The organism is Acidobacteriota bacterium (genome assembly GCA_018268895.1).
Taxonomy (GTDB): Bacteria; Acidobacteriota; Terriglobia; order Terriglobales; family Acidobacteriaceae; genus Edaphobacter.
In genome coordinates this window covers 897880-917214 of record JAFDVP010000007.1, presented here as the reverse complement: position 1 = coordinate 917214, position 19335 = coordinate 897880, and the positions used below count along the sequence as shown (strand labels likewise).

General features: G+C 56.2%; 13 protein-coding genes. 4 read left to right on the top strand and 9 right to left on the bottom strand.

Going from position 1 to position 19335, the window contains the following annotated elements:
* Window positions 1-92: 92 nt before the first annotated feature.
* The 3 genes from JSS95_11470 to JSS95_11460 all read left to right on the top strand — a co-directional run bounded on the left by JSS95_11470 (window position 93) and on the right by JSS95_11460 (window position 7876).
* Complete coding sequence (locus tag JSS95_11470; protein MBS1800435.1) at window positions 93-1355, top strand: DUF2264 domain-containing protein; 1263 nt, start codon at window positions 93-95, stop codon at window positions 1353-1355.
* A gap of 185 nt (window positions 1356-1540) precedes the next feature.
* Window positions 1541-2533 carry a hypothetical protein gene (locus JSS95_11465; protein MBS1800434.1) on the top strand — a complete coding sequence of 331 codons (993 nt, stop codon included), beginning with the start codon at window positions 1541-1543 and terminating at the stop codon, window positions 2531-2533.
* 12 nt (window positions 2534-2545) lie between these two features.
* Window positions 2546-7876 (top strand): SDR family NAD(P)-dependent oxidoreductase, encoded by a 5331-nt coding sequence (locus tag JSS95_11460; protein ID MBS1800433.1) that lies wholly within the window; start codon window positions 2546-2548, stop codon window positions 7874-7876.
* Window positions 7877-7890: 14 nt separating this feature from the next.
* On the opposite strand, the gene JSS95_11455 is transcribed toward JSS95_11460, so the two are convergent.
* From JSS95_11455 to JSS95_11415, 9 genes are all read right to left on the bottom strand, one after another.
* The gene (locus tag JSS95_11455) at window positions 7891-8604 is read right to left on the bottom strand and encodes a hypothetical protein (protein MBS1800432.1); all 714 of its coding nucleotides are present in this window, start codon (window positions 8602-8604) and stop codon (window positions 7891-7893) included.
* Between the two features lie 33 nt (window positions 8605-8637).
* Window positions 8638-9180, bottom strand: coding sequence for a hypothetical protein (locus tag JSS95_11450; protein MBS1800431.1), 543 nt, complete (start codon window positions 9178-9180; stop codon window positions 8638-8640).
* Entirely contained in the window at window positions 9177-9995 is an 819-nt protein-coding gene (locus JSS95_11445; protein MBS1800430.1) for a hypothetical protein, read from the bottom strand. Before JSS95_11445 ends, JSS95_11450 begins: the two co-directional genes overlap by 4 nt.
* Window positions 9996-10151: 156 nt before the next feature.
* Complete coding sequence (locus JSS95_11440; GenBank protein MBS1800429.1) at window positions 10152-11651, bottom strand: sulfatase; 1500 nt, start codon at window positions 11649-11651, stop codon at window positions 10152-10154.
* A gap of 87 nt (window positions 11652-11738) precedes the next feature.
* The gene (locus tag JSS95_11435; GenBank protein MBS1800428.1) at window positions 11739-12458 is read right to left on the bottom strand and encodes a hypothetical protein; all 720 of its coding nucleotides are present in this window, start codon (window positions 12456-12458) and stop codon (window positions 11739-11741) included.
* 14 nt (window positions 12459-12472) lie between these two features.
* Window positions 12473-13912, bottom strand: coding sequence for a hypothetical protein (locus tag JSS95_11430; protein MBS1800427.1), 1440 nt, complete (start codon window positions 13910-13912; stop codon window positions 12473-12475).
* Window positions 13913-14001: 89 nt separating this feature from the next.
* Window positions 14002-15813, bottom strand: a complete 1812-nt coding sequence (locus JSS95_11425; GenBank protein MBS1800426.1) for a HAMP domain-containing histidine kinase — start codon at window positions 15811-15813, stop codon at window positions 14002-14004.
* A 15-nt stretch (window positions 15814-15828) separates the two neighbouring features.
* Window positions 15829-16512 (bottom strand): response regulator transcription factor, encoded by a 684-nt coding sequence (locus JSS95_11420; protein MBS1800425.1) that lies wholly within the window; start codon window positions 16510-16512, stop codon window positions 15829-15831.
* A gap of 116 nt (window positions 16513-16628) precedes the next feature.
* A complete protein-coding gene (locus JSS95_11415) occupies window positions 16629-17879 on the bottom strand; it encodes a membrane dipeptidase (GenBank protein MBS1800424.1) in 1251 nt (416 codons plus the stop codon).
* A 216-nt stretch (window positions 17880-18095) separates the two neighbouring features.
* Between JSS95_11415 and JSS95_11410 the strand changes: the two genes are divergently transcribed.
* Window positions 18096-19307 (top strand): hypothetical protein, encoded by a 1212-nt coding sequence (locus tag JSS95_11410; protein ID MBS1800423.1) that lies wholly within the window; start codon window positions 18096-18098, stop codon window positions 19305-19307.
* The last annotated feature ends 28 nt before the right edge of the window (window positions 19308-19335 follow it).

Here is a 19335-nt window from a genome sequence, read left to right as displayed (position 1 = left end):
AATCCTTTTGTCACGTCGTTCAATCGATTGAGAAGCAAGGCTATAATCCGTTTTGCGAAAGTGGAGCGCAATCAGCGCAATAAGGACGACCGATGTCTTTTGGACAGACTGCAAGCACTGGAAGGCGAGCTTTCTTGAAGAGCGCACTGGCTGCAGGCGCTGCAAGCACGATACCGGCGGCGTCCATTGGCCAACCCCCTGTTTCCGCCAGTAGCGACGATCGTTCGTATTGGCTCGAAGTAGTCCAACGCATATCACACCCTGTCCTTGAGGCCGTTGGAGGGGGACAGTTACGGGCACTGATGCCGGTTGAAGCAGTTGCCGGCGTTGTGGAGGACCGGAAAAAATCGACGCATCTTGAGGCATTCGGCCGCCTTGTAACCGGCCTTGCACCCTGGCTGGAGAGCTCGACCGAAGGCAAGGAGGCCGGGCTCCAAGCAAAGTATCGCGAGTGGACGCGCAATGGGATCCGTTACGGCACCGATCCGCAGTCGGCCGATTACATGAACTTCGGCATGACACCGCAGTCGGTGGTGGATGCTGCGTTTCTTGTGCTTGGCATTTTGCGCGCGCCAAAACAGTTGTGGGAACCACTGGATGCTGCGACAAAGGCAAATGTGATTAAGGCGCTTGAGGCCACGCGGCAGATCCTTCCGGGGCAGTCGAACTGGCTTCTATTCTCGGCGATGATTGAGGCCGGGCTCTACTTCATGGGAGCGCGGTGGGATGCCATGCGGGTGGACTACGCCCTTGAGATGCACAAAGAGTGGTACATGGGCGATGGAACTTATGGCGATGGCAAGAGCTTCCACTGGGACTACTACAACAGCTTTGTGATTCAACCCATGCTGATGAAGGTTCTGGAGACTGTTCCAGCCAGAAGTGCAATGTGGACTGCGCTAAAGCCTGTCGTTTTTGAACGCGCACAGAGGTACGCGGCGATCCAGGAGAGAATGATCAGCCCTGAAGGCACCTTTCCTGCGATCGGACGCTCGCTGACATATCGTTTTGGCGCCTTCCACCTGCTGAGCGATATCAGCCTGCGACGACAACTGCCCGAGGGAGTGACTCCCGAACAGGTGCGATGTGCGCTGACTGCCGTGATGCGTCGCATGGTCGAGCGGCCAGGGACATTCGATACAAAGGGTTGGCTCACGATTGGCTTTGCGGGACATCAACCAGGATTGGGCGAGACATATATCTCAACCGGAAGCCTTTATCTGTGTTCGGCGGCATGGCTTCCGCTCGGGCTTCCCACGAGCGACAGCTTCTGGTCAGGCTCGTCTCGACCATGGACCGAGGTGAAGGTGTGGAGCGGTCAGAATATGAAGACCGATCATGCCCTACCCTCTTAGCTCTTCCATGGAATCGCTCAGAAGTGCTGGCAAGCAGTGACTTGGGATATTGGCAGAATGACATCGAGCGTTGACGTGCAATACCTGTTTGTGAGTAGAATCTAGTTTCGTTCTCAATGGTTGGATCGTTGAGTCTCATGGATCGATCGGATCGCGGGCCCAAATGTTTCAAGCCGGAGTGAACTGTGGCTACCAGCACTGCTCGACCCGAGGAGCGCACGCTCAATCATCCGTCTGCGGACTGGTCGACATCCTACACGCAGTTTCTGGCGCGGAGTGCCTCCAGCACAGCCAAAACATTGAAGTTATACCAGGAGGCGCTCGAATACGTCTCGCAGGGACGGCTGCCTGCGACGATCTTTCAGGAGCACTTCCCGCGCTTCATCCAACAGCATGGCGCCGTCTATACCGATCGCCTGGGGAAGATTGGCGCAGAGTTCCTGCACAGCGTCAGTGCTTTGAACAGAAGCAGGTCGCCCCGCGCAGGCGAGACGAATGACCTGAATGATGAGGTGACCCCGCCGGTCTTCGACGCTTCGAATCCTGCGAGATGGTTTGAGCAGTATGCGGAGTATGCGGGCAGGCTGAACGCGCAAGCACTGGCGGCGTATCGGCGGCAACTCGACCGGGTGGCCGCCGGTGAGCTGAAGGCGGAGGATGTACAGGAGAAAACGGCTGCGCAGATGTCTGAGGAACTGCCTGAGTATTTGCAGCGAGTGGGCCAGTTGTATTTCGACTTCATGAAGGAGCTCGATGAGCTTCGCAGCAACTATGAAGAAGATTACTTCGAGGGCATCCTCGCGCTCGCGAATGCGAGCAACGGTGAACCGGTTAATTTCTTAATGCTTCGCGGCCCAGTGGGTGGGGCTGCATTTGCATCGCTTGCCATTACGAATACAACTGAACAACGAACTGCGATCCACTATATCGCTACGGAGGTTCGCCGCCTCGATGGCATAGAAGCCGCTTTCAGCCCGAAGATGGCGATCACTCCCGAGGTGCTGGAGCTTGGACCGGGTGAAGAGGCGACCATCACCTTCTCCCTTCAACTGGAAGCCGATAAATACGATGCAGACGTCCCTTACATCGGATTTTTGTACATCACCGGCGACGGCGATCTTCGAGTAGAGATGCAACTGAGAGTTGTCGCAACGGAAAACGACACCAACGAAGTTTGATGAGGCCGGAGTATGTCCCGCTCAAAAGAAACAAGCGGTTTTGAATCGACTGAGCCGCGGGCCAACGCTCACGAACCCATCGCCATCATCGGCATGAGAGGCCGTTTTCCTGGCGCAAACAGCCTGGATACCTATTGGAAAAATCTGTCGGAAGGTGTTGAGTCGATCACGACCCTGACACAGGAGGAGATGCGCGCGGCAGGAATACCCGACCACATTTCGCGTCTGCCGGGATATGTGAATGCGTCTCCGCTGCTTGAAGGCGTGGACAAGTTCGATGCGCAGTTCTTCGGCTTCTCGGCTCGCGATGCCACGCTTACGGACCCGCAGCACCGCTTATTTCTGGAGACAGCCTGGGAGGCGCTTGAGGATGCGGGATATGACCCGGAGACCTTCGAGAAGCCGATAGGCATCTTCGGTGGATCGGAACTGAGCACGTATCTGTACCACCTCTATCAGAACCAGGATGCGCTGAAATACATCGACGGCATGCAGTTGATGGTGACCAACGACAAAGACCACCTCTGCACACAGGTCTCTTACCGTTTGAACCTTAAGGGGCCGAGCGTTGTTGTGCAGACGACTTGCTCCACCTCGCTTGTTGCAGTTTCGCTTGCCTGCGAGAGCCTGCATCATGGGCGTTGCGATATGGCCCTGGCAGGCGGCGTCACCGTGCGCGTCCCCCAGCGAGGAGGGTATTTCTACACGGCAGGCTCCATTCTTTCTCCGGATGGGCATTGCAGGCCGTTCGACGCGAAGGCGCAAGGAACGATTGTAGGCAGCGGCGTTGGACTGGTTGTTCTTAAGCGGCTGTCGGATGCGGTGAGGGGGCGAGACAATATCCGCGCTGTCATTCTTGGCACAGGCATCAACAACGATGGCAACGACAAGGTTGGCTATACGGCGCCGAGCATTCACGGGCAGGCTGCGGCGATCCGCGCCGCCCACCGCATGGCAGGCGTATCGGCAGATTCGATTGGATATGTTGAAGCGCATGGGACGGGGACGATTCTTGGCGACCCGATTGAGATCTCCGCTTTGTCGGAGGTCTTTCGCGAGAGCAGCAAGAAACGTGGGTTCTGCGGAATTGGATCGGTGAAATCGAACTTTGGACATCTGTCGTGCGCGGCGGGCATCGCAGGACTGATCAAGACGGTGCTCTCGCTTGAATATGCCGCGATTCCGCCGACTGTACATTACACAGCGCCGAACCCTGGGATCGACATCGCAGCCAGTCCTTTTTATGTGACGCAGAAATTAAGCCGGTGGGAACGGAATGGAACTCCACGACGCGCAGGGGTCAGTTCGTTCGGCGTGGGAGGAACGAATGCTCACATTGTCGTGGAAGAGGCCCCTCGTCCGACAGAAGCAGCTACAAAACGAGAATTTCAGTTGATGACGGTCTCGGCGCGAAGCGAGGCGGCCCTGAAGATCGCGACGGAACAACTGGCCGCTCACCTGGAAGTTCACCCAGAGATCGAGCTGCCCGATGCGGCGCATACATTGCATGTGGGCCGCAGGCCATTTCGCTTTCGCCGTGCCATTGTTACATCGGACACCGACCGCAATCGTGCAATCGACACGCTGCGAGAGTCGACACATCTGTCTGTAGATGCTGCTCCGACAGAGCGTCCAGTTGTATTCATGTATCCGGGGCAAGGGTCCCAGTATCCGGAGATGGCGAAAGGTTTGTACGACAGCGAGGAAGTTGTTCGAGACGCAATCGATCGCTGCGCGCAGCTTCTACAACGCCACTTGAAGCAGGACATTCGCCAGATACTCTTTCCAGGTGCGAGACAGAGCAAGAATGCAGCGGAGGCTTTGAAGGACACAAAGTATGCACAGCCGACATTGTTCATCATTGGCTATGCGCTCTCGATGCTCTGGCAGACGTGGGGAATCAAGCCGGCGATGATGATCGGGCACAGTGTTGGCGAATACGTTGCCGCGACGCTTGCTGGAGTCATGTCGCTCGATGACGCTCTCGCAATCATTGCCCGGCGCGGGAAACTCATCTCGGCGTTATCTCGCGGCTCGATGCTTGGAGTGTTCGCAGAGCATACAGCCGTGGAAAACTTCGTTACCGATGGGTTGGCTCTCGCTGCTCTCAATGCACCGGGGTTTTGCGTCCTGTCCGGTTCCACACGAGCCATCAACCGCGTGGAGAAACTTCTCATTGGAGAATCGATACCGAATCGCAAGCTGCATACGTCACATGCCTTTCATTCCGAGATGATGGAGCCGATCCTCGCCGAATTTGAGGAGGTGTTCGCAAAGATCAAGCTGCATTCGCCCAGACTTCCATTCATTTCAACATTGACCGGAGGCATGGCGGACGCAAACGTGGCAAAGCCGGAGTACTGGGTGTCGCAACTGAGACAGACGGTTCGCTTTGGCGATGGGTTGCAGTTGCTGGCTGAAGGAAAAACAGCCGCCGGCAAAGATCCGATCTATCTTGAAGCAGGCCCTGGGAACACTTTAACCACGTTCGTCAAAGCAACGGCGAAAGCTACTGGTACGAAGGGAGAGTGCGTGAGTTGTCTTCCGACAGCTGACAGCGCAATACCCGATACAGAGACGATTCTTGCTGCGCTTGGAAGGCTATGGACCGGTGGAGCGGCGGTTGACTGGAAGGGATTTCATCAGGCGGAACGAAGAAGGCGGGTCAGTCTGCCAACCTATCCGTTTGAGCGGCAAAGCTACTGGGTAGGGGCGCTGCCGGACGCACAAACTCAGACTGTAGAACTTCGCGATACTTCGAAATGGATGTTTAAAGCGCTGTGGAGCCGCACGAAGCCGCTCAACACAGATGCCGCATCGCTAAAGGGACGCAGGATTCTCATCTTTGATGAGACGACGGCGCCTGGAACCGATATTGCAGAAACGCTGCGGGGAGCGGGGGCAGACGTCATTGCCGTGCGGCGTGGGAACAACTTTAAAAAGACAAAACGTTTTTACACGCTGAATCCCGAGAACCCGGAAGACTATCAACGCCTGGCAGCGGATGTGTGCAGCGGAGAGGGCCGGCTGGCTGGCGTTGTCTATTGCTGGAATGCGGCGCCTCCGGGCGATACCTTGCTTGACGATGCTGCGCCGGTTGCATTGTTGGGTCCAATGCGGTTGGCTCATGCACTCAGCAGCCAGTTGACGGTGCGCCCTCTGCCGCTGCTTTTCGTCGCGCGCGGCACTGCTCTTGTAAGTGCGGAGGACAGGCTCGATCCCGCGCGAGCGCTTTGTGCGGGAGTGGCCAGAGTGCTTCCTCAGGAGCACCCCGGCCTCCGTGTTGCTCACATCGATGTCGATGATGATGTATCCGTCGCTAAGGCGATCGCTACGGAGATGGCAGCAGGACTTCCCGATCCCGCAGTCGCAACCAGAAAGGGGCAGCGCTTCGTCGAAACATTCGTCCCGGCAGCGACCAGCGTGCCAAAGGCTCCTCTCAATCTACCTGCGTCTCCTGTCGTTCTGATTACCGGCGGACTCGGTCACATGGGACTGCACCTTGCAGAGGCGATGTTTAACCGCATCGGTGCGCGGCTTGTCCTGATGGGGAGAACATCGCTGCCTTCTCCGCCGGAGTGGGAGGCAGCGAGCAAAGATGTCTCCGCTTCAGCCGGTCAGCGAAATATCCTGAAGCGTCTAGCAGCGATGCGCTCGAAGAGGGACGACGTGCTTGTCTTGAAGGCTGATCTCAACCATGCGCAGGAGGTTTCTTCTGCGGTTGATGCTGCCATTGCGCATTTTGGAAGGATCGACCTCATCGTGCACGGGGCCGCGCGAATTGATGCAGCGGCTTTTGCTTCTGCGGCAGAGACGGGAATCGACGTGATGGAAGCGCAGTTCTCGCCCAAGATTCGCGGCCTGTTTCACCTGATGACTGCAATGAAAGGGCGGGAGCCGAAGCGCTGGGTCCTGCATTCGTCAATCTCTTCTACCCTTGGCGGTTTGGGACTTGCAGCTTATGCGGGCGTCAATGCGCTGCTGGACGTGCTCGCGTTGCAGCAAGGAGAGAACTGGCTGAGTATCGATTGGGACGCCTGGGACAATGCTGCCGAAGCGCAGAGTGTGAGTATGCCACTGGCGATTACCCCGCCTGAGGGAAGCGATGCTCTGCTGAGGCTGCTTGCATCGCCGATTGGCTCGCGCGTCGTGGTGGCCGTAAATCTTGAGGAACGATTGAAGGCGTGGGTGCAGCATAAGAGTGCGGATTCAACTGCTGCGAAGGCCGAACTGCATCCGCGGCCTAATCTTGCAACGGCTTATGTAGAACCACGAACAGATACTGAGCGCAAGCTGGAGGAGATATGGGGCCAGCAGCTTGGTCTTGATACGATCGGCATCCATGACCGCTTCTTCGATCTTGGCGGACATTCGTTGCTGGCGGCGCAGATTGCCGCCGAGATATGCGATCGCTTTCAAATCGAGCTTCCCGTGTTGAGGCTCTTCCAGGCACCCACCATTGGAGAGCTGGCGGTAGTTGTCGATAAGGCGCAGACCGGAGCGGGAGAAACGGAAGCCGCGGGTCTTCCCTTGGCAACTGACATTCCTGAAGCCACGGAGCTGCAAGGCGACGAGCCAGGCAAAGCGGCGAAGGCCGGCTACCGCGATTTCTACAACGATGTCACGAGGCGGCTTGAGACCTCAGGTCTGGGCGCCGCATCATTCTTTCTCAACTACGGCTATATCAGCAAGAACGGTACGGATGAGTCTTGTTACGAGGTCCCGGAACATGTGTTCAATCGAAACTCAGTGCGGCTTGCCTTTGAGTTGATTGGCAACGCTTCACTCAAGGGGAAGCGAGTGCTTGACGTGGGCTGCGGCAGGGGAGGCACGGTAGCTCTTATGGCAGAGGTGCTCGGCGCGAAATCGGTAGGCGTGGACCTGTCGCCTGAGGCCGTAGCATTCTGCAGACGCACCCACAAGCACGGAACGAAGTTCGTCGTTGGCGATTCGGAGAACCTGCCATTCAAGAACAATACGTTCGATGCAGTGACGAACATCGAGTCGTCGCACACTTACCCCAATCTACGGGCGTTCTTTGGCGAAGTCAGTCGGGTGATCAGGAAAAAGGGGAAATTTCTTTATACGGATCTTCTGCCAGTCGAGCGCTGGCTTGAAGTTCGCGCACTCCTTGCTCCATTGGGCTTCCGCATTCTCAGCGACAGAGAGATCACGCAAAATGTGCTGGCATCGTGTGACGATGTGGCCTCCACTCGCGCGGAGGCTTTTGGAGGACACGACGCGATGATCGACAACTTTCTTGCCGTTCCCGGATCGGCTGTCTACGAACAGATGAGCAGCGGCGCGTGGCAGTATCGCATTCTACGCGCCGAGCGGATCTGAGACGAAAACTAGTGTCAGCAGCAGCCGCATAGGCAGCCGACACGATGAGAGCCGCAACGGTCGGGGAGCACAGCTACAGCGACGACGATGGGGCGAATCAGGCAGCCATCGGCTTTGAGCGTTGCATAGCCAACCTTGCATGAATCCAATGCAGCATTTATACGAGCAACTCCCGCAGCATCGGTGGTATCGGTTGACTGCCCGCAGTCGATCGATACAGTGATGGCAACGGTCTTTTCTCCGCATGGCGGCAGAGTGAAGGTTGTATCGGACAGGGAGCCCTTCCAGGGCAACTGCTGTCCGCTATCGGTCAGGAACGAACCGAACTCGAGAGTCACCTGGCGTTCGCGCCGCGAATCGTTATCGAAGGTGATGAGGATCTTGCGGGTCTCGCCGCAACGCGCATATTCGACCGTGTCCGCGCACCGAATGCAGCAGTCGCAGCCGCAATCATCCTCTTCGTGGCAGTTGCAGCCATGATGACGCTTTCCGTGGTGCTGTGGAGCAGGAGTAGCCGTTGTTGATGCAGCCTGCGCCATATCCACCATCTGCTGCAAAGCTGTCGTAGGGCTTTGATACAGATTGGTATATCCCTTCTGAACATTTCCGACGTAGTCGTTGTAATCCATCATCCGCATCCTACGGGTGTCGTGACAGTAACCGTAGAACACCTCGGGGCCTTTCGACTCCGTGCAAGGCCCCGAATAGCGACTTTGTTGAGTGTTCATAGCTGTCTCCTTAGCTCATGCAAGATTTTCGATCTACCGATTGCCACTGATCCGCACGCGAAGGCCACCATCTTGAGAACCTTGGGAACCAGACTGCGACTTCTGCTGCGATACCTGCGGCTGCTGCGCGTGGCAGTTGCAATGTGTGTGCGCCGGCTTCACAGGATCGTTCAACAGCGTTTCGTAACGGCCGGAGGTCGTAAACCCGAACAGCTCCATTCCCATAAACGTAAAGCCGAAGTGCTGCGAATACGGCTGCTCCATTCTTATTGGCGGCAGAGGAGCAATCTTGATGGTCTGGCAGGAGTCGACAGCGACCGGCTTCAGGTCGACGACGGAGTTTGAATCGCTTGTAACGGAGAGCGGTTCCACCTTGAGATCGAGCTTGGAGTCGCTATTGCTCGTCGATTGCGTCACGACAGGCTGCGTCACAGCCAGGGTTGAGTTCACATTGATGGGAGCAATCTCGGCGATGTGGATGTTATCGAGATCGGTATCGATGTGAACCGTCGAGCCATCACTGCCGAGCTTGATGGTCCACGGATTCGGAATAGACGGGGTTCCACCCTTGCTCATGGTGTGCTCTCCTTCGCTTTGCGCCGGGCAGCGCGGGCACCGTAGTTGGCCGTGGTATAGATATCAACAGAAAGCGTCGCATTGTAGAGCTGAAGATTTGCGTGGTAATGCCGCAAAGGCTTCAGGCTCGCGGGAAGGTCGAAGGTCACATCGACCGAGAGCCTCTGGCCGGGATGCAACACGATTGGGTCCCGCCGGGTGACGAGCGTTCCCGCCTGAAGATCGCCCCAGTGCAGAAGAATCCCCTTCACCATGGACTCGACTGACGCCTTATCAGAGTCGTTAATGCCGGCGACAAGCGCCGAAGCCAGATCGAACGAATCGAAGATCGGGGCCTCGCACTGAGCACCTGTTGGCAGATCGACGTTGCCCGCATTCTCGGCGATAAAGGTTCTGGTGTAAGTTGTATCGCCGCCGGCGAGTATGGTGATCTGCGCGGGGTCCATGCGGAGGTCGACGACCTCCTCGACATGCGCTTCCGCAGCGAGAGTGCGGTCTCCCACGGTCAGCTCAAATTCGTAGCGTCCAGGCGATGTGCTGGAGTCGAGCACGATGGTTCCGGGGACACTCGCCTGCTCGCCCGGATATAGCTTTGCGAAGAAGGGCATCTCGCCTAACGGCAGTTGCGCAGCCCCCCTGAGCGAACGGGACTTCAGGCCGACGCTTCGCAGCTTTTGTTTTCCCGCGCTATTGTTGACGAGCGGGATGGTTCCACTGAGGCCCTGTGGAGGGCCAGAGAAGAAGAGTTTTTTGGCGGAGCCTGCAAGTTGCAGCGTGGGCTCAACCCGAACCATATCGCGTTTATCAGCAGTCATGCGGGGACATGCCTCCCTGATAAGGGCCCGGTAGTGGGATTACGTTACTCGGTATTCCAACGCGATGTCAATGCTCCGGCCTGCAATTAAGCGGCTTTCTTTCAGCCGCATTCCACAAAGTGGTTGGGTTTCAGGAATCATTTTAAGGATCGAACTCTAAACGTGCGCTTTCTCCTTCAATTCCGGGACTTCATTCCTGAGCACGTTCAACAGTTCGCCCAACTGCTGCTGCAATGCAGCGACCTCTGGCCTGCCATAGAGATTCTTTGTCTCGCCGGGATCGTTTTGAAGGTCGTAAAGTTCAAACTCCTGCGGCTCGTTCACATAGTGAATCAACTTATAGCGCTCTGTCCGGATGCCACGGTGAGGTGGAACCGCTTCGGGGTTTGGCCATTCGTAGTACTCGTAGTACCACTCTTTTCGAAATGATGGATCGGGAGCTTTTGCGAGTGGAAGCACACTCTTACCCTGCATGTGTTCGGGAATGGCAACACCGGCAAGATCGAGGAAGGTCGGGGCAAGGTCCGTGTCGAGAACCATCTCACTGCGGACTGTGCCCGCGGGAATCCTGTGTGGATAGCGAATCATGAGCGGCACACGAATGGACGGTTCGTGCATGAGGCGCTTGTCGAAGAGCCTGAACTCGCCAAGAAAATAGCCATGGTCGGAGCTGTGCACGATTGCGGTGTCGTCGAGAATGTTCTTCTTCTCAAGATAAGAGAGAATGCGCCCAATGTTTTCGTCTACAGCAACAAGGCCAGAGTAATAATCTTTCACAATGCCCTCGTGCGAGCCGCAGGCCGTGTGCGACATTGTGGTGCCGATTTTGTTTTCTGCGTCGACAAACCCCTTTGGCTTTCCCGGATAACCCTTCAGATCGTCGTCGAAGGTGGCTGGCTTCGGAATTGCAGTCGAGCGATATAGATCGAAATGGCGTCGCGCGCGGAAGAACGGTTCATGCGGAGCGACGAACCAGACCAGAAGGCAGAACGGCTTATCGCCACGGTCCTCCTCAAGCCAGGCCAGAGCGCGATCTACCGTAAGGTCGTCGGGGTAGACACCGAAGTACTGCTTCTGCTCGCCGATCTTTCCTTTACGCCCCTCTTTAAATAGAGGGTTCGCATAGTTATTGCTCGGATCATTGTGCCCGAAGTAGTAATCCCAGTAGCGATCTTCCACTCCGTTGCGAACATGCACCTTTCCCAGAATTGCAACTTCGTATCCCGCTTCATGAAGAATTTCGGTAAAGAGCGGGATGTCCTTGGGCAATGGTTGGTGCGGCTTTGTGTTATCCAGCGCGCCGCTGCTTTTTGAATAAAGCCCCGTCAGCGCTGTGGCACGCGCTGGAGCGCAAAGCGCATTGGTGCAAAAGGCATTCTGGAAAAACATCCCTTCCTTGCCGATACGATCGTGATTCGGCGTCTTCAGAACAGGATTTCCGGCAATGGACAAGGCATCGGCCCGCTGCCCTTCTCCAAAGAAAAATACAAGGTTGGGCCGCTTCTTAGCCTGTTCCGGGGCAGATGCCGAGAGTGTTCCGGGAGCGACCATCGTGACGCCAACGGCAGCGAGTGAGCCTTGCAGGAACTCCCTGCGGTTGGTCGTCGCCGACTGTGATTCAGACTTTGGTTGACTCAAATCCTCAGGGCTTGTCATGTTCCTCCAGCGTTAGCTTGCGCTTTTGGATCATAACGAATTATTAGCAGGCATGCGACTGCTTATGCACCGCCCCACCGACAGGCATCAATACTGGTTTGGTTGCGGAGAATAATCTTTGCCGAACTTATTTTTGTGATGTGCCAGTGGATCGGCGCCTGGAACAAAAATCAGATCGCCTAAAGATACGCCTCGCGCCGCTATCTGAACGATGCGTTCCGCTTCATCTGCCGAAGCGGGCTGAAGCTGTTCCGCCCAGGTTTCAACACGATATTTGCCTGGAGGTACTCCATGAACAACGATGGTGCCATCAGCGGATGAGATCGCATAGTAAGGAGACCTCAAGGAGACAACCACCGCTCCCATCTCTGGATGGATATTGCAGAAGATGTAGGAAACGCCTTCGCGATCGAAGCTCACCGCACGATGCGAACCTGCCTCATACAGCCCCAGATCGAACCGCCTGCCGTTGAACAACGAGAAGACATTGTGAAAGAACGGATCGAGATTGGGAAAATCGACGCTGGTGCCGATGGGAATAACCAGTAAATGCGGGCTGAATTCCTTGTTCTTCTGGATGAGCCGGACATGTTGTTTCGGTACAGGTGCAGGCAAGGGTCTATCAAGAGGCGTAAGCCAAAGCACCACATTCGCAGGCGAGATGTGTTTTGCATGAGCTGCCGGAGTCACTTCATTGACGCGAACTTTGGCGATCACATCGCCTTCCTGGGCATACAACCCTGGCAATGCCGTTGCTGCCAGAAGCAATAGCATTGCGGGCTTGGAAGTTTTGTCGAGCTTCATCATGAAAATGACCGTTCCTAGAAGCGATACCCAAAAGAGAGCGTAAAGAGGTTTGCCACCGATGCTGCGCTGTTGATGGGAGATGTACGGATACGCCGATATTCCGGCGATATAATCAGGTAAGTCCGCGGCGTATAGATCAGGTTTGCAGAGATCATCTGATTTCGCGCGCGAAGCTGCACTGCTCCAGCGGTTGGCGAAAGAATGAGCGAGTGGAAGTCGCGGGCAAAGCCGTTGTCTTGACCGAATGCCCCGTTAGCTTCAAGAAGCCGTGTAAAACGCACCTTTGCCTGCGACCACCCTCCGACGTCATTGAGCAGACGGAACGTGGCGCGTCCGGTAATTGGATCGGCGCCGTTGACGACATCCTTATAAACGCCGCCTCCAAGTCCGCCGAGAGCGCGGCCTCGATAGACTTCACCGCTCAACTCAACGAATCGGGTGACCGGCAGCTTCCAGTCACCAGTGACTGCCCATGAGTCTCCATTCCGCCCCGTGTAGCTTTGGCGAGAGTAGTATCCGCTTGCGCCGAGTTGCAAATATGCGAGGCTACCCTGTTCTCCGTGTGTGTATGAAAATCTTGTCTCATAGGCAGGTTGAGCACTGCGCTCGCCAGACGAGGGCGCGCGATAGACGTCCGGATTGTTATAACCGGCTGCCGGCGGATCCCAAAGGCCAAACTGCCACCCGAGATCACCGTTGCGCGGACCGGCGAAGAGATGCTTGTAGCTCAACTGGGGGGCCCATGTCCACAGGTTGCCTGCCCACGCCATCCCGGGTTCAGCTACAGTCGCATACGAACTCGGCGAGAGCGGAGAGATCAATGGCTCAACGAACCCAACCTCTGCTGTATCGCGTTGCCACGCGAGGCGCGCACTTCCCGTGCGAAGGCGAACAAGACCGCCGCTCGTGCCGAAGCTGTTGTATGGAATTCCACCGTAAAAATCGAAGTTGACGTCCGCCTGACTCGAGGCGCCAAGCAGACGAGGTCCAACCGCATGGACTCCTAAAATTGTCTGACGCATGCTGGCTCCCGAACTGCGCGTGGACGCATCAGGGGCCGGCGCAACTGCCAGCGAGGGTAGATCGAAGTTGTCGACAGTGCCGCTGTTGGTAAAGGCATTGAAGAGAACGAGCCCCGTAAAGCGAACGGGATATTTCGAAACGCTCTCCACCTTCGACTGATCGTGTTGCGCCACCTGCGATTCGAGAACATCAACGCGCTCCGACATCTCAGGCGGTGGAGCGCTGGCGCTTTCCACAGCAGGCACTTTTTCCGTAGAAGCGCTTGCAGCTAACTGCGTGCGCAGAGCGGCTAGTTGTTGCTGAAGCTGATCGATCTCATGTTGTGAATCCCGCAGCTTCTCCTGTGCAGCGTCAAGCCGGGTCGCAATCTGTTTGAGCTGCGCCTCGGGAGTAAGCGCGGAAGTGTCAGCCCCAGTAGATTGCCCACGCATCAGGCTTCCCGTACATGCAAGATCAACACAGAGGAGACACAAGACCACTCTTGAGGTCAGGAGCCGTGGGCGAAAAGCGAATGGGAGGTTCATGATGTTGTCTCCGTAGGCGCACTGGTCCCGATGACTGCATCGGTAGACGCCTGCTCTGTAACTTTGGGTAACACCATAGAAAATACGGTCAGGTTATCGGATGTGCGCTCGAACTCAATATGCCCGCCATGCTCCGATGCAATGTGCTCAGAGAGGGTCAAACCCAGCCCTGTTCCACTCTGTTTGCCTTCACTGACGAACGGCATGAACATTGTTCGCTTGACAGTCTCGGCGACACCGGCCCCGTTATCTGAAATGCAGATGCGTATGGAGTTGGGGTCTTCCACAAGCGTAAGGCTGACTGCTGGAGCTTGCGAGCTTTGCTTTGCGGCTTCGCAGCCATTCAGCAGCAGGTTGTAGACAGCGCGACCCAGTTTCTTCGCATCGACATACGCTGTCAATGGAGATAGCCCAAGTAGCGATATTTGCACATCGCGCGCTGCCGGATGCGAACGCAGCATAGCAACGGCACGCTGCAGAATGAGCGCAATCGATTCAAAGTGCCGGTGCAAAGCCCTGCCGGTCTGGCTGAATAATAAGAGGGAGTCGAGCAGATCGGTCATACCATGGACTGCCGTGCTCACCTCGGCCAAAAGCTCTTCGCGCTCGGCCTGCGGAATGTTCGCTTCACTCATAAACTCGGCATTTGCGTAAATAGCTGAAAGATAATGCCGCAGATCGTGAGAGATCGAACTCGCCATGCGGCCAATCGTAGCCAGGCGTTCAGCCTGCACAAGCTCCTTCTGCGATTGCTGCAGCTGCGTTCGCATGCGATCGAAGGCGCGGCTCAGCTCACGAACCTCTTCCGCTCCTTCGTCGCGGATGCGATAGGTGTAGTTGCCCCCGCCGACTGCACGAACTCCTTCCATCAAAGAAGCCAGCGGGCGCGTAATGGACTGCGAGATGGACAGGAGGATTGCAGCGCCGGCGCACAATACCAGAAGCCCCAGCGCCGTAACCCAGCGGTTGACACGCATGATCAGGGCCTGCCCCTGCTCAAAGGATTTCAACACCACCAGGAGTGGGCGTGGAGCGCCGATTCCGTGCGTCTGCAATGGGATGGCCGCGGCAAGATACCGCTGACCACCAAGCCTCACCGTCTTTCCTTGTGCGTCATTTTGAATTTGAGGAAGAACTGCTCGCAGTTGGCCCTGAAGATCGGGACTGAGAGTAGCAACAAGCAGGTTGCCTCGATCTGCAAATGCAACCTCCGCGGCCGCGGCCTGACTGACCTGCTGCGCTACGCGCTTATCAAGCGCGTAGCCAACGGCAATATATCCGAGCGTGGAACCGGTTACGTGGTCGCCAAAGATGATCGGCTGTGCAGCAACCTCGTAAAGGCTCCCATCAAGCACCAGGTAAAAGGAGTCTTCTGCCGCGCGCAGATGAGGCTGAATCGAATTTTCGAACTCGGATGCATGCAGCACCGAGTCGCGCCTGTATCCGGCCGCCAGCTTGAAATCGGGAGTAAAGAGTGCAAATAGATCGCTGTCGCTGGTGCGCCAGAATTCGGTTCCGGCATCTTCAATTGTCTTCTTATCTTCCGAGGTCATCAGCGCTTTAATGGTCGGGAGATCCGCCATGAGGACAGATTCGCGGTGCATCATCTCGCGGTGATAGTGCTGGAGATTCTGATAGGTCGTAATGGAGTGGGCCAGGTCGGAGCTGAGGTCGCTTCGCGTCTGCTGCTCAACAATGACACGGAGGATGAGGAAGCTCAGCAGCGTCCAGCCGAAAAAGATGAACAGTAACGGCACCAGCAGCCTGGTGCGCATGCGAAGCCGATCGAGGATGTTTTTTATGAACATGCCGGTTCAGCCAGTTCACTGCCCGCCGACGAACTTATATCCGATGCCGTGCATCGTACGAAAGAAATGCGGGCGCGCAGGATCGGGTTCGAGCTTCTGTCTGAGCTTCATCACCTGATTGTCTACGGTCCTCGTGGTGGGATAGGAATGATAACCCCATACGTCGGTCAGCAGCTTCTCCCGCGTAATTACTCGCTCCGCATGATCGATGAAGTAGCGCAGCAGCTTGAGTTCGTGAGCTGTCATGACGACGGGCTTTCCGTCCTTTCGAACTTCCATGCGCGCAAAATCCGCCGTGACATTGCCAAAACTGGCTACTTCGCTGCGTTCCTCACGACGGCCGCGACGCAACGCCGCCTGCAAGCGGGCCAACAGCTCGCGCGGGCTGAATGGTTTTGTGATGTAGTCGTCAGCACCAATCTCAAGCAGGAGAACCTTGTCCGCAACCTCGGTTACAGCGCTCAAGATGAGGACGGGCGTATCCGGCAATGAATTTTTGATGTTTTTGCAGACGTCGCGGCCAGACATTCCTGGCAGCATCAGGTCGAGAATAACCGCGTCAGGCTTGATCGCCAGCGCTGCGGCAAGCCCATCGGTTCCATTGACTGCGGCGTGAACGTCAAATCCTTCCGTCGTAAATTGCCGCTGAAGGGCTTTTTGGATGCGTGGATCGTCTTCAATTACGAGAATCTTGCTCATGTTCTGCCACCTGTACCGACACTTCTAGTGTGTACAGAAATCTCTTATTGCAGAAGGCGAATTATCACCAAAATACAATCCTGAGACAATTTTGTGACATTTTGACACAAGAAAGACTAAGAGCGGCTTACCTGGTGGAAGAACCGTAACAGATTGCCTCCCCAGAATTTGTCGATGCGCTCTTCTGTGTATCCCCTGCGCAACATGGCATCGGTAATCATAGGCAGATCGCGGACATCTCTCATGCCGCGCGCCAGAGTAGGTCCGCCGTCAAAGTCGGTTCCGAGCGCAACGTGGTCTTCGCCGACCAGATGAATGGCCCGGTCGACAACGGCCACCCAGTCATCGACAGCCATCATGACCGACTCCGGCACATGTGCGCCAAGCATGGGGAACTGCGGCGCAACCAACTGATCCACCTCGTAGATCGTTTTGCCTTTGACCCTGTCGGGAATGCTCGAGGTATCGAAGAAGGTCTTTCCTCGTTGTGCGGTCAGCCACTCATACTCCTTGGGATAACTGAACTCGCTGCCGATTTGAAATCCGATGATTCCACCTTTAGCAGCTAACTTTTTTAGCAGCCCATCCGGCATATTTCTCGGAATGTTGTTCACGCTGCGCAGGCCGTGGTGAGTTGCGATAACTGGCCTGTCGCTGATATCGATCACCTGCGAGATGGTGTCATCTGAAGAATGTGAGACGTTAATCATCATTCCCAGGCGGTTCATCTCTCGAATGACATCGCGGCCATGAGCTGTCAGGCCGCCAAACTTTGGCGTCGAACAGCAGGAGTCGGAGTAGTTCTGGTTCCAGTTGTGCGCCGAAAGCTGAGCGGAGCGCAGGCCCAGACGATGGAGATCCCGCAGCACTCCCAGATCGCCATCGAGATCATAGCTTCCTTCAATATCCAGCACCGCCGCCATCTTGCCTTTCGCGCGAATGCGTTCGACGTCATTTGCGTTCAGCGCAAGCTCGACCACCGATCGGTTTTCTTCAAGCTGACGGAGAGCATGATCGACCCGCCGTAACGTTTGCTTTGTCTCGAAGCGGTTGGGGTAATACTCCTCTGGAACGAAGATCGACAGAAAAAACGCGCCTTCGCCGCCTTCACGCGCTCGCGGCAGATCCCACTGCCCGTCGGCTCTTCTGTCGCCCATACTGCCGCCGTGGTAGAACTCGCGGTCCAACGCATGGACGTGACCGTCAAAGATGAAGGCGCGTTTGTGGATCGCCAACGCCTGCGGAGAAATCTGCGGAGCCGCCTGATCCGCCGCACCGCTTTCCAATAAATTTCTGCCCCAGAGTAATGGGTCCACAATGGCAGGCACCGCGGCGCTATAGCGGAGAAATCTGCGGCGAGTCAGCACTGCCCACCTCCCGGAACGGCGTGAATTGTGCAGGGGCTGGCTGTAGCTCGCATATCATTCTCAGCAGATAACATGCGGGTCAGTATACAAGGAATCCGAATGATTCTTTTAGATCGAAAAACATACAAGACATTTGACCTAGCAGCAAAACGTAATTCATAGGTAATATCCTCCCGTTATCGACTACTTCGAAATATCCGTATCCAAGGATCTGCCATGGCCCCCAATGGATCGCCCGTCAAACGTCCGCGACTAGCGGCCGCAGTGACCTCGTACAAGAAACTTCTCCACCCTCAACACGTCGTCGACCGTCTCCTCGACGGCTATGGATGGAACGGCACCTATCATCGGCCCGAGATGGACGTCGTCTCGCTCTATGTCGATCAGCGCGGTGAAGGAGACCTCTTTCAGGAGCGGGCGGACCGGCATCCTGGCATGAAGATATGCCCCACAATCGCCGATGCTCTGACGCTGGGCACAAGCAAACTTGCCGTCGATGGAGTGGTCGTCGTGGCGGAACATGGCATATATCCGCTCAGCCCCAACGGCATTATGATGCACCCACACTATGAGTTCTTCGAGCAGATCACCAACGTATTCCGCTCGAGCGGGCGTTCAGTTCCCTACTTCAACGACAAGGAACTCTCGTGGAACTGGGACTGGTCCAAGAAGATGGTGGATGTCTCGCACGAGCTCAAGTTCCCATTGCAGGGAGGCTCCAGCCTCGCCGTAACTTGGAGAATTCCGTCCGTCGAGTTTCCGCTGGGAGCGGTCGCGAAAGAGGCCCTCTCCGTAGGTTATGGCGGAATGACGAGCTACGACTTTCATGGGCTCGAGACCATTCAATGCATGGTCGAACGGCGCAAGGGCGGGGAGACCGGTGTCGAATGGGTGCAGACCTATCGCGGACCTGCCTTCTGGAAGGCGCATCAGGATGGCGTCTGGTCGCAAGCGCTATTCAAATCCGCGCTCAGCCGAAGCTCAACATTAAGGTCCGGCGACCCGAGCTACACGAATATCTTTCCCACGCTCGAACAGATGAAGGCAATGGTGCCGGACCCCGTTGCCTATCATTACCGGCACCGCGACGGTCTGCTGAGCACGATGATCCTGATGAACGGAATGGTCCGCGACTTTACCTTCGCCGCAACCATCGAAGGTCAGTCGAAGCCGTTTTCGACACAGATGTATCTGCCGATGCCCGACGGCCGCACAACGTTGGCCAGCTTCTTCAGCCCGTTGGTGTGGAACGCCGAGCAGATGTTCCTGACCGGCAAGGCGCAGTATCCGATTGAACGAACCCTTTTGACCAGTGGGCTGTTGATCGCCGGCGTTGAGAGCGACAAGAAAGGCCAGCAACTTCAGACGCCCAACCTGGCAGCCGTAAACTACCAGCCCAATCCCAAGTCCACCTTCTGGAGAAGCTAATGCTGACACGTCGCCGCTTCGTTGGCTA

Bases quoted from the DNA above. Each gene is read 5' to 3' on its own strand.
- JSS95_11470 (MBS1800435.1), top strand. From the start codon at position 93: ATGTCTTTTGGACAGACTGCAAGCACTGGAAGGCGAGCTTTCTTGAAG.
- JSS95_11460 (MBS1800433.1), top strand. From the start codon at position 2,546: ATGTCCCGCTCAAAAGAAACAAGCGGTTTTGAATCGACTGAGCCGCGG.
- JSS95_11455 (MBS1800432.1), bottom strand. From the start codon at position 8,604: ATGAACACTCAACAAAGTCGCTATTCGGGGCCTTGCACGGAGTCGAAA.
- JSS95_11450 (MBS1800431.1), bottom strand. From the start codon at position 9,180: ATGAGCAAGGGTGGAACCCCGTCTATTCCGAATCCGTGGACCATCAAG.
- JSS95_11445 (MBS1800430.1), bottom strand. From the start codon at position 9,995: ATGACTGCTGATAAACGCGATATGGTTCGGGTTGAGCCCACGCTGCAA.
- JSS95_11440 (MBS1800429.1), bottom strand. From the start codon at position 11,651: ATGACAAGCCCTGAGGATTTGAGTCAACCAAAGTCTGAATCACAGTCG.
- JSS95_11435 (MBS1800428.1), bottom strand. From the start codon at position 12,458: ATGATGAAGCTCGACAAAACTTCCAAGCCCGCAATGCTATTGCTTCTG.
- JSS95_11430 (MBS1800427.1), bottom strand. From the start codon at position 13,912: ATGCGTGGGCAATCTACTGGGGCTGACACTTCCGCGCTTACTCCCGAG.
- JSS95_11425 (MBS1800426.1), bottom strand. From the start codon at position 15,813: ATGTTCATAAAAAACATCCTCGATCGGCTTCGCATGCGCACCAGGCTG.
- JSS95_11420 (MBS1800425.1), bottom strand. From the start codon at position 16,512: ATGAGCAAGATTCTCGTAATTGAAGACGATCCACGCATCCAAAAAGCC.
- JSS95_11410 (MBS1800423.1), top strand. From the start codon at position 18,096: ATGGCCCCCAATGGATCGCCCGTCAAACGTCCGCGACTAGCGGCCGCA.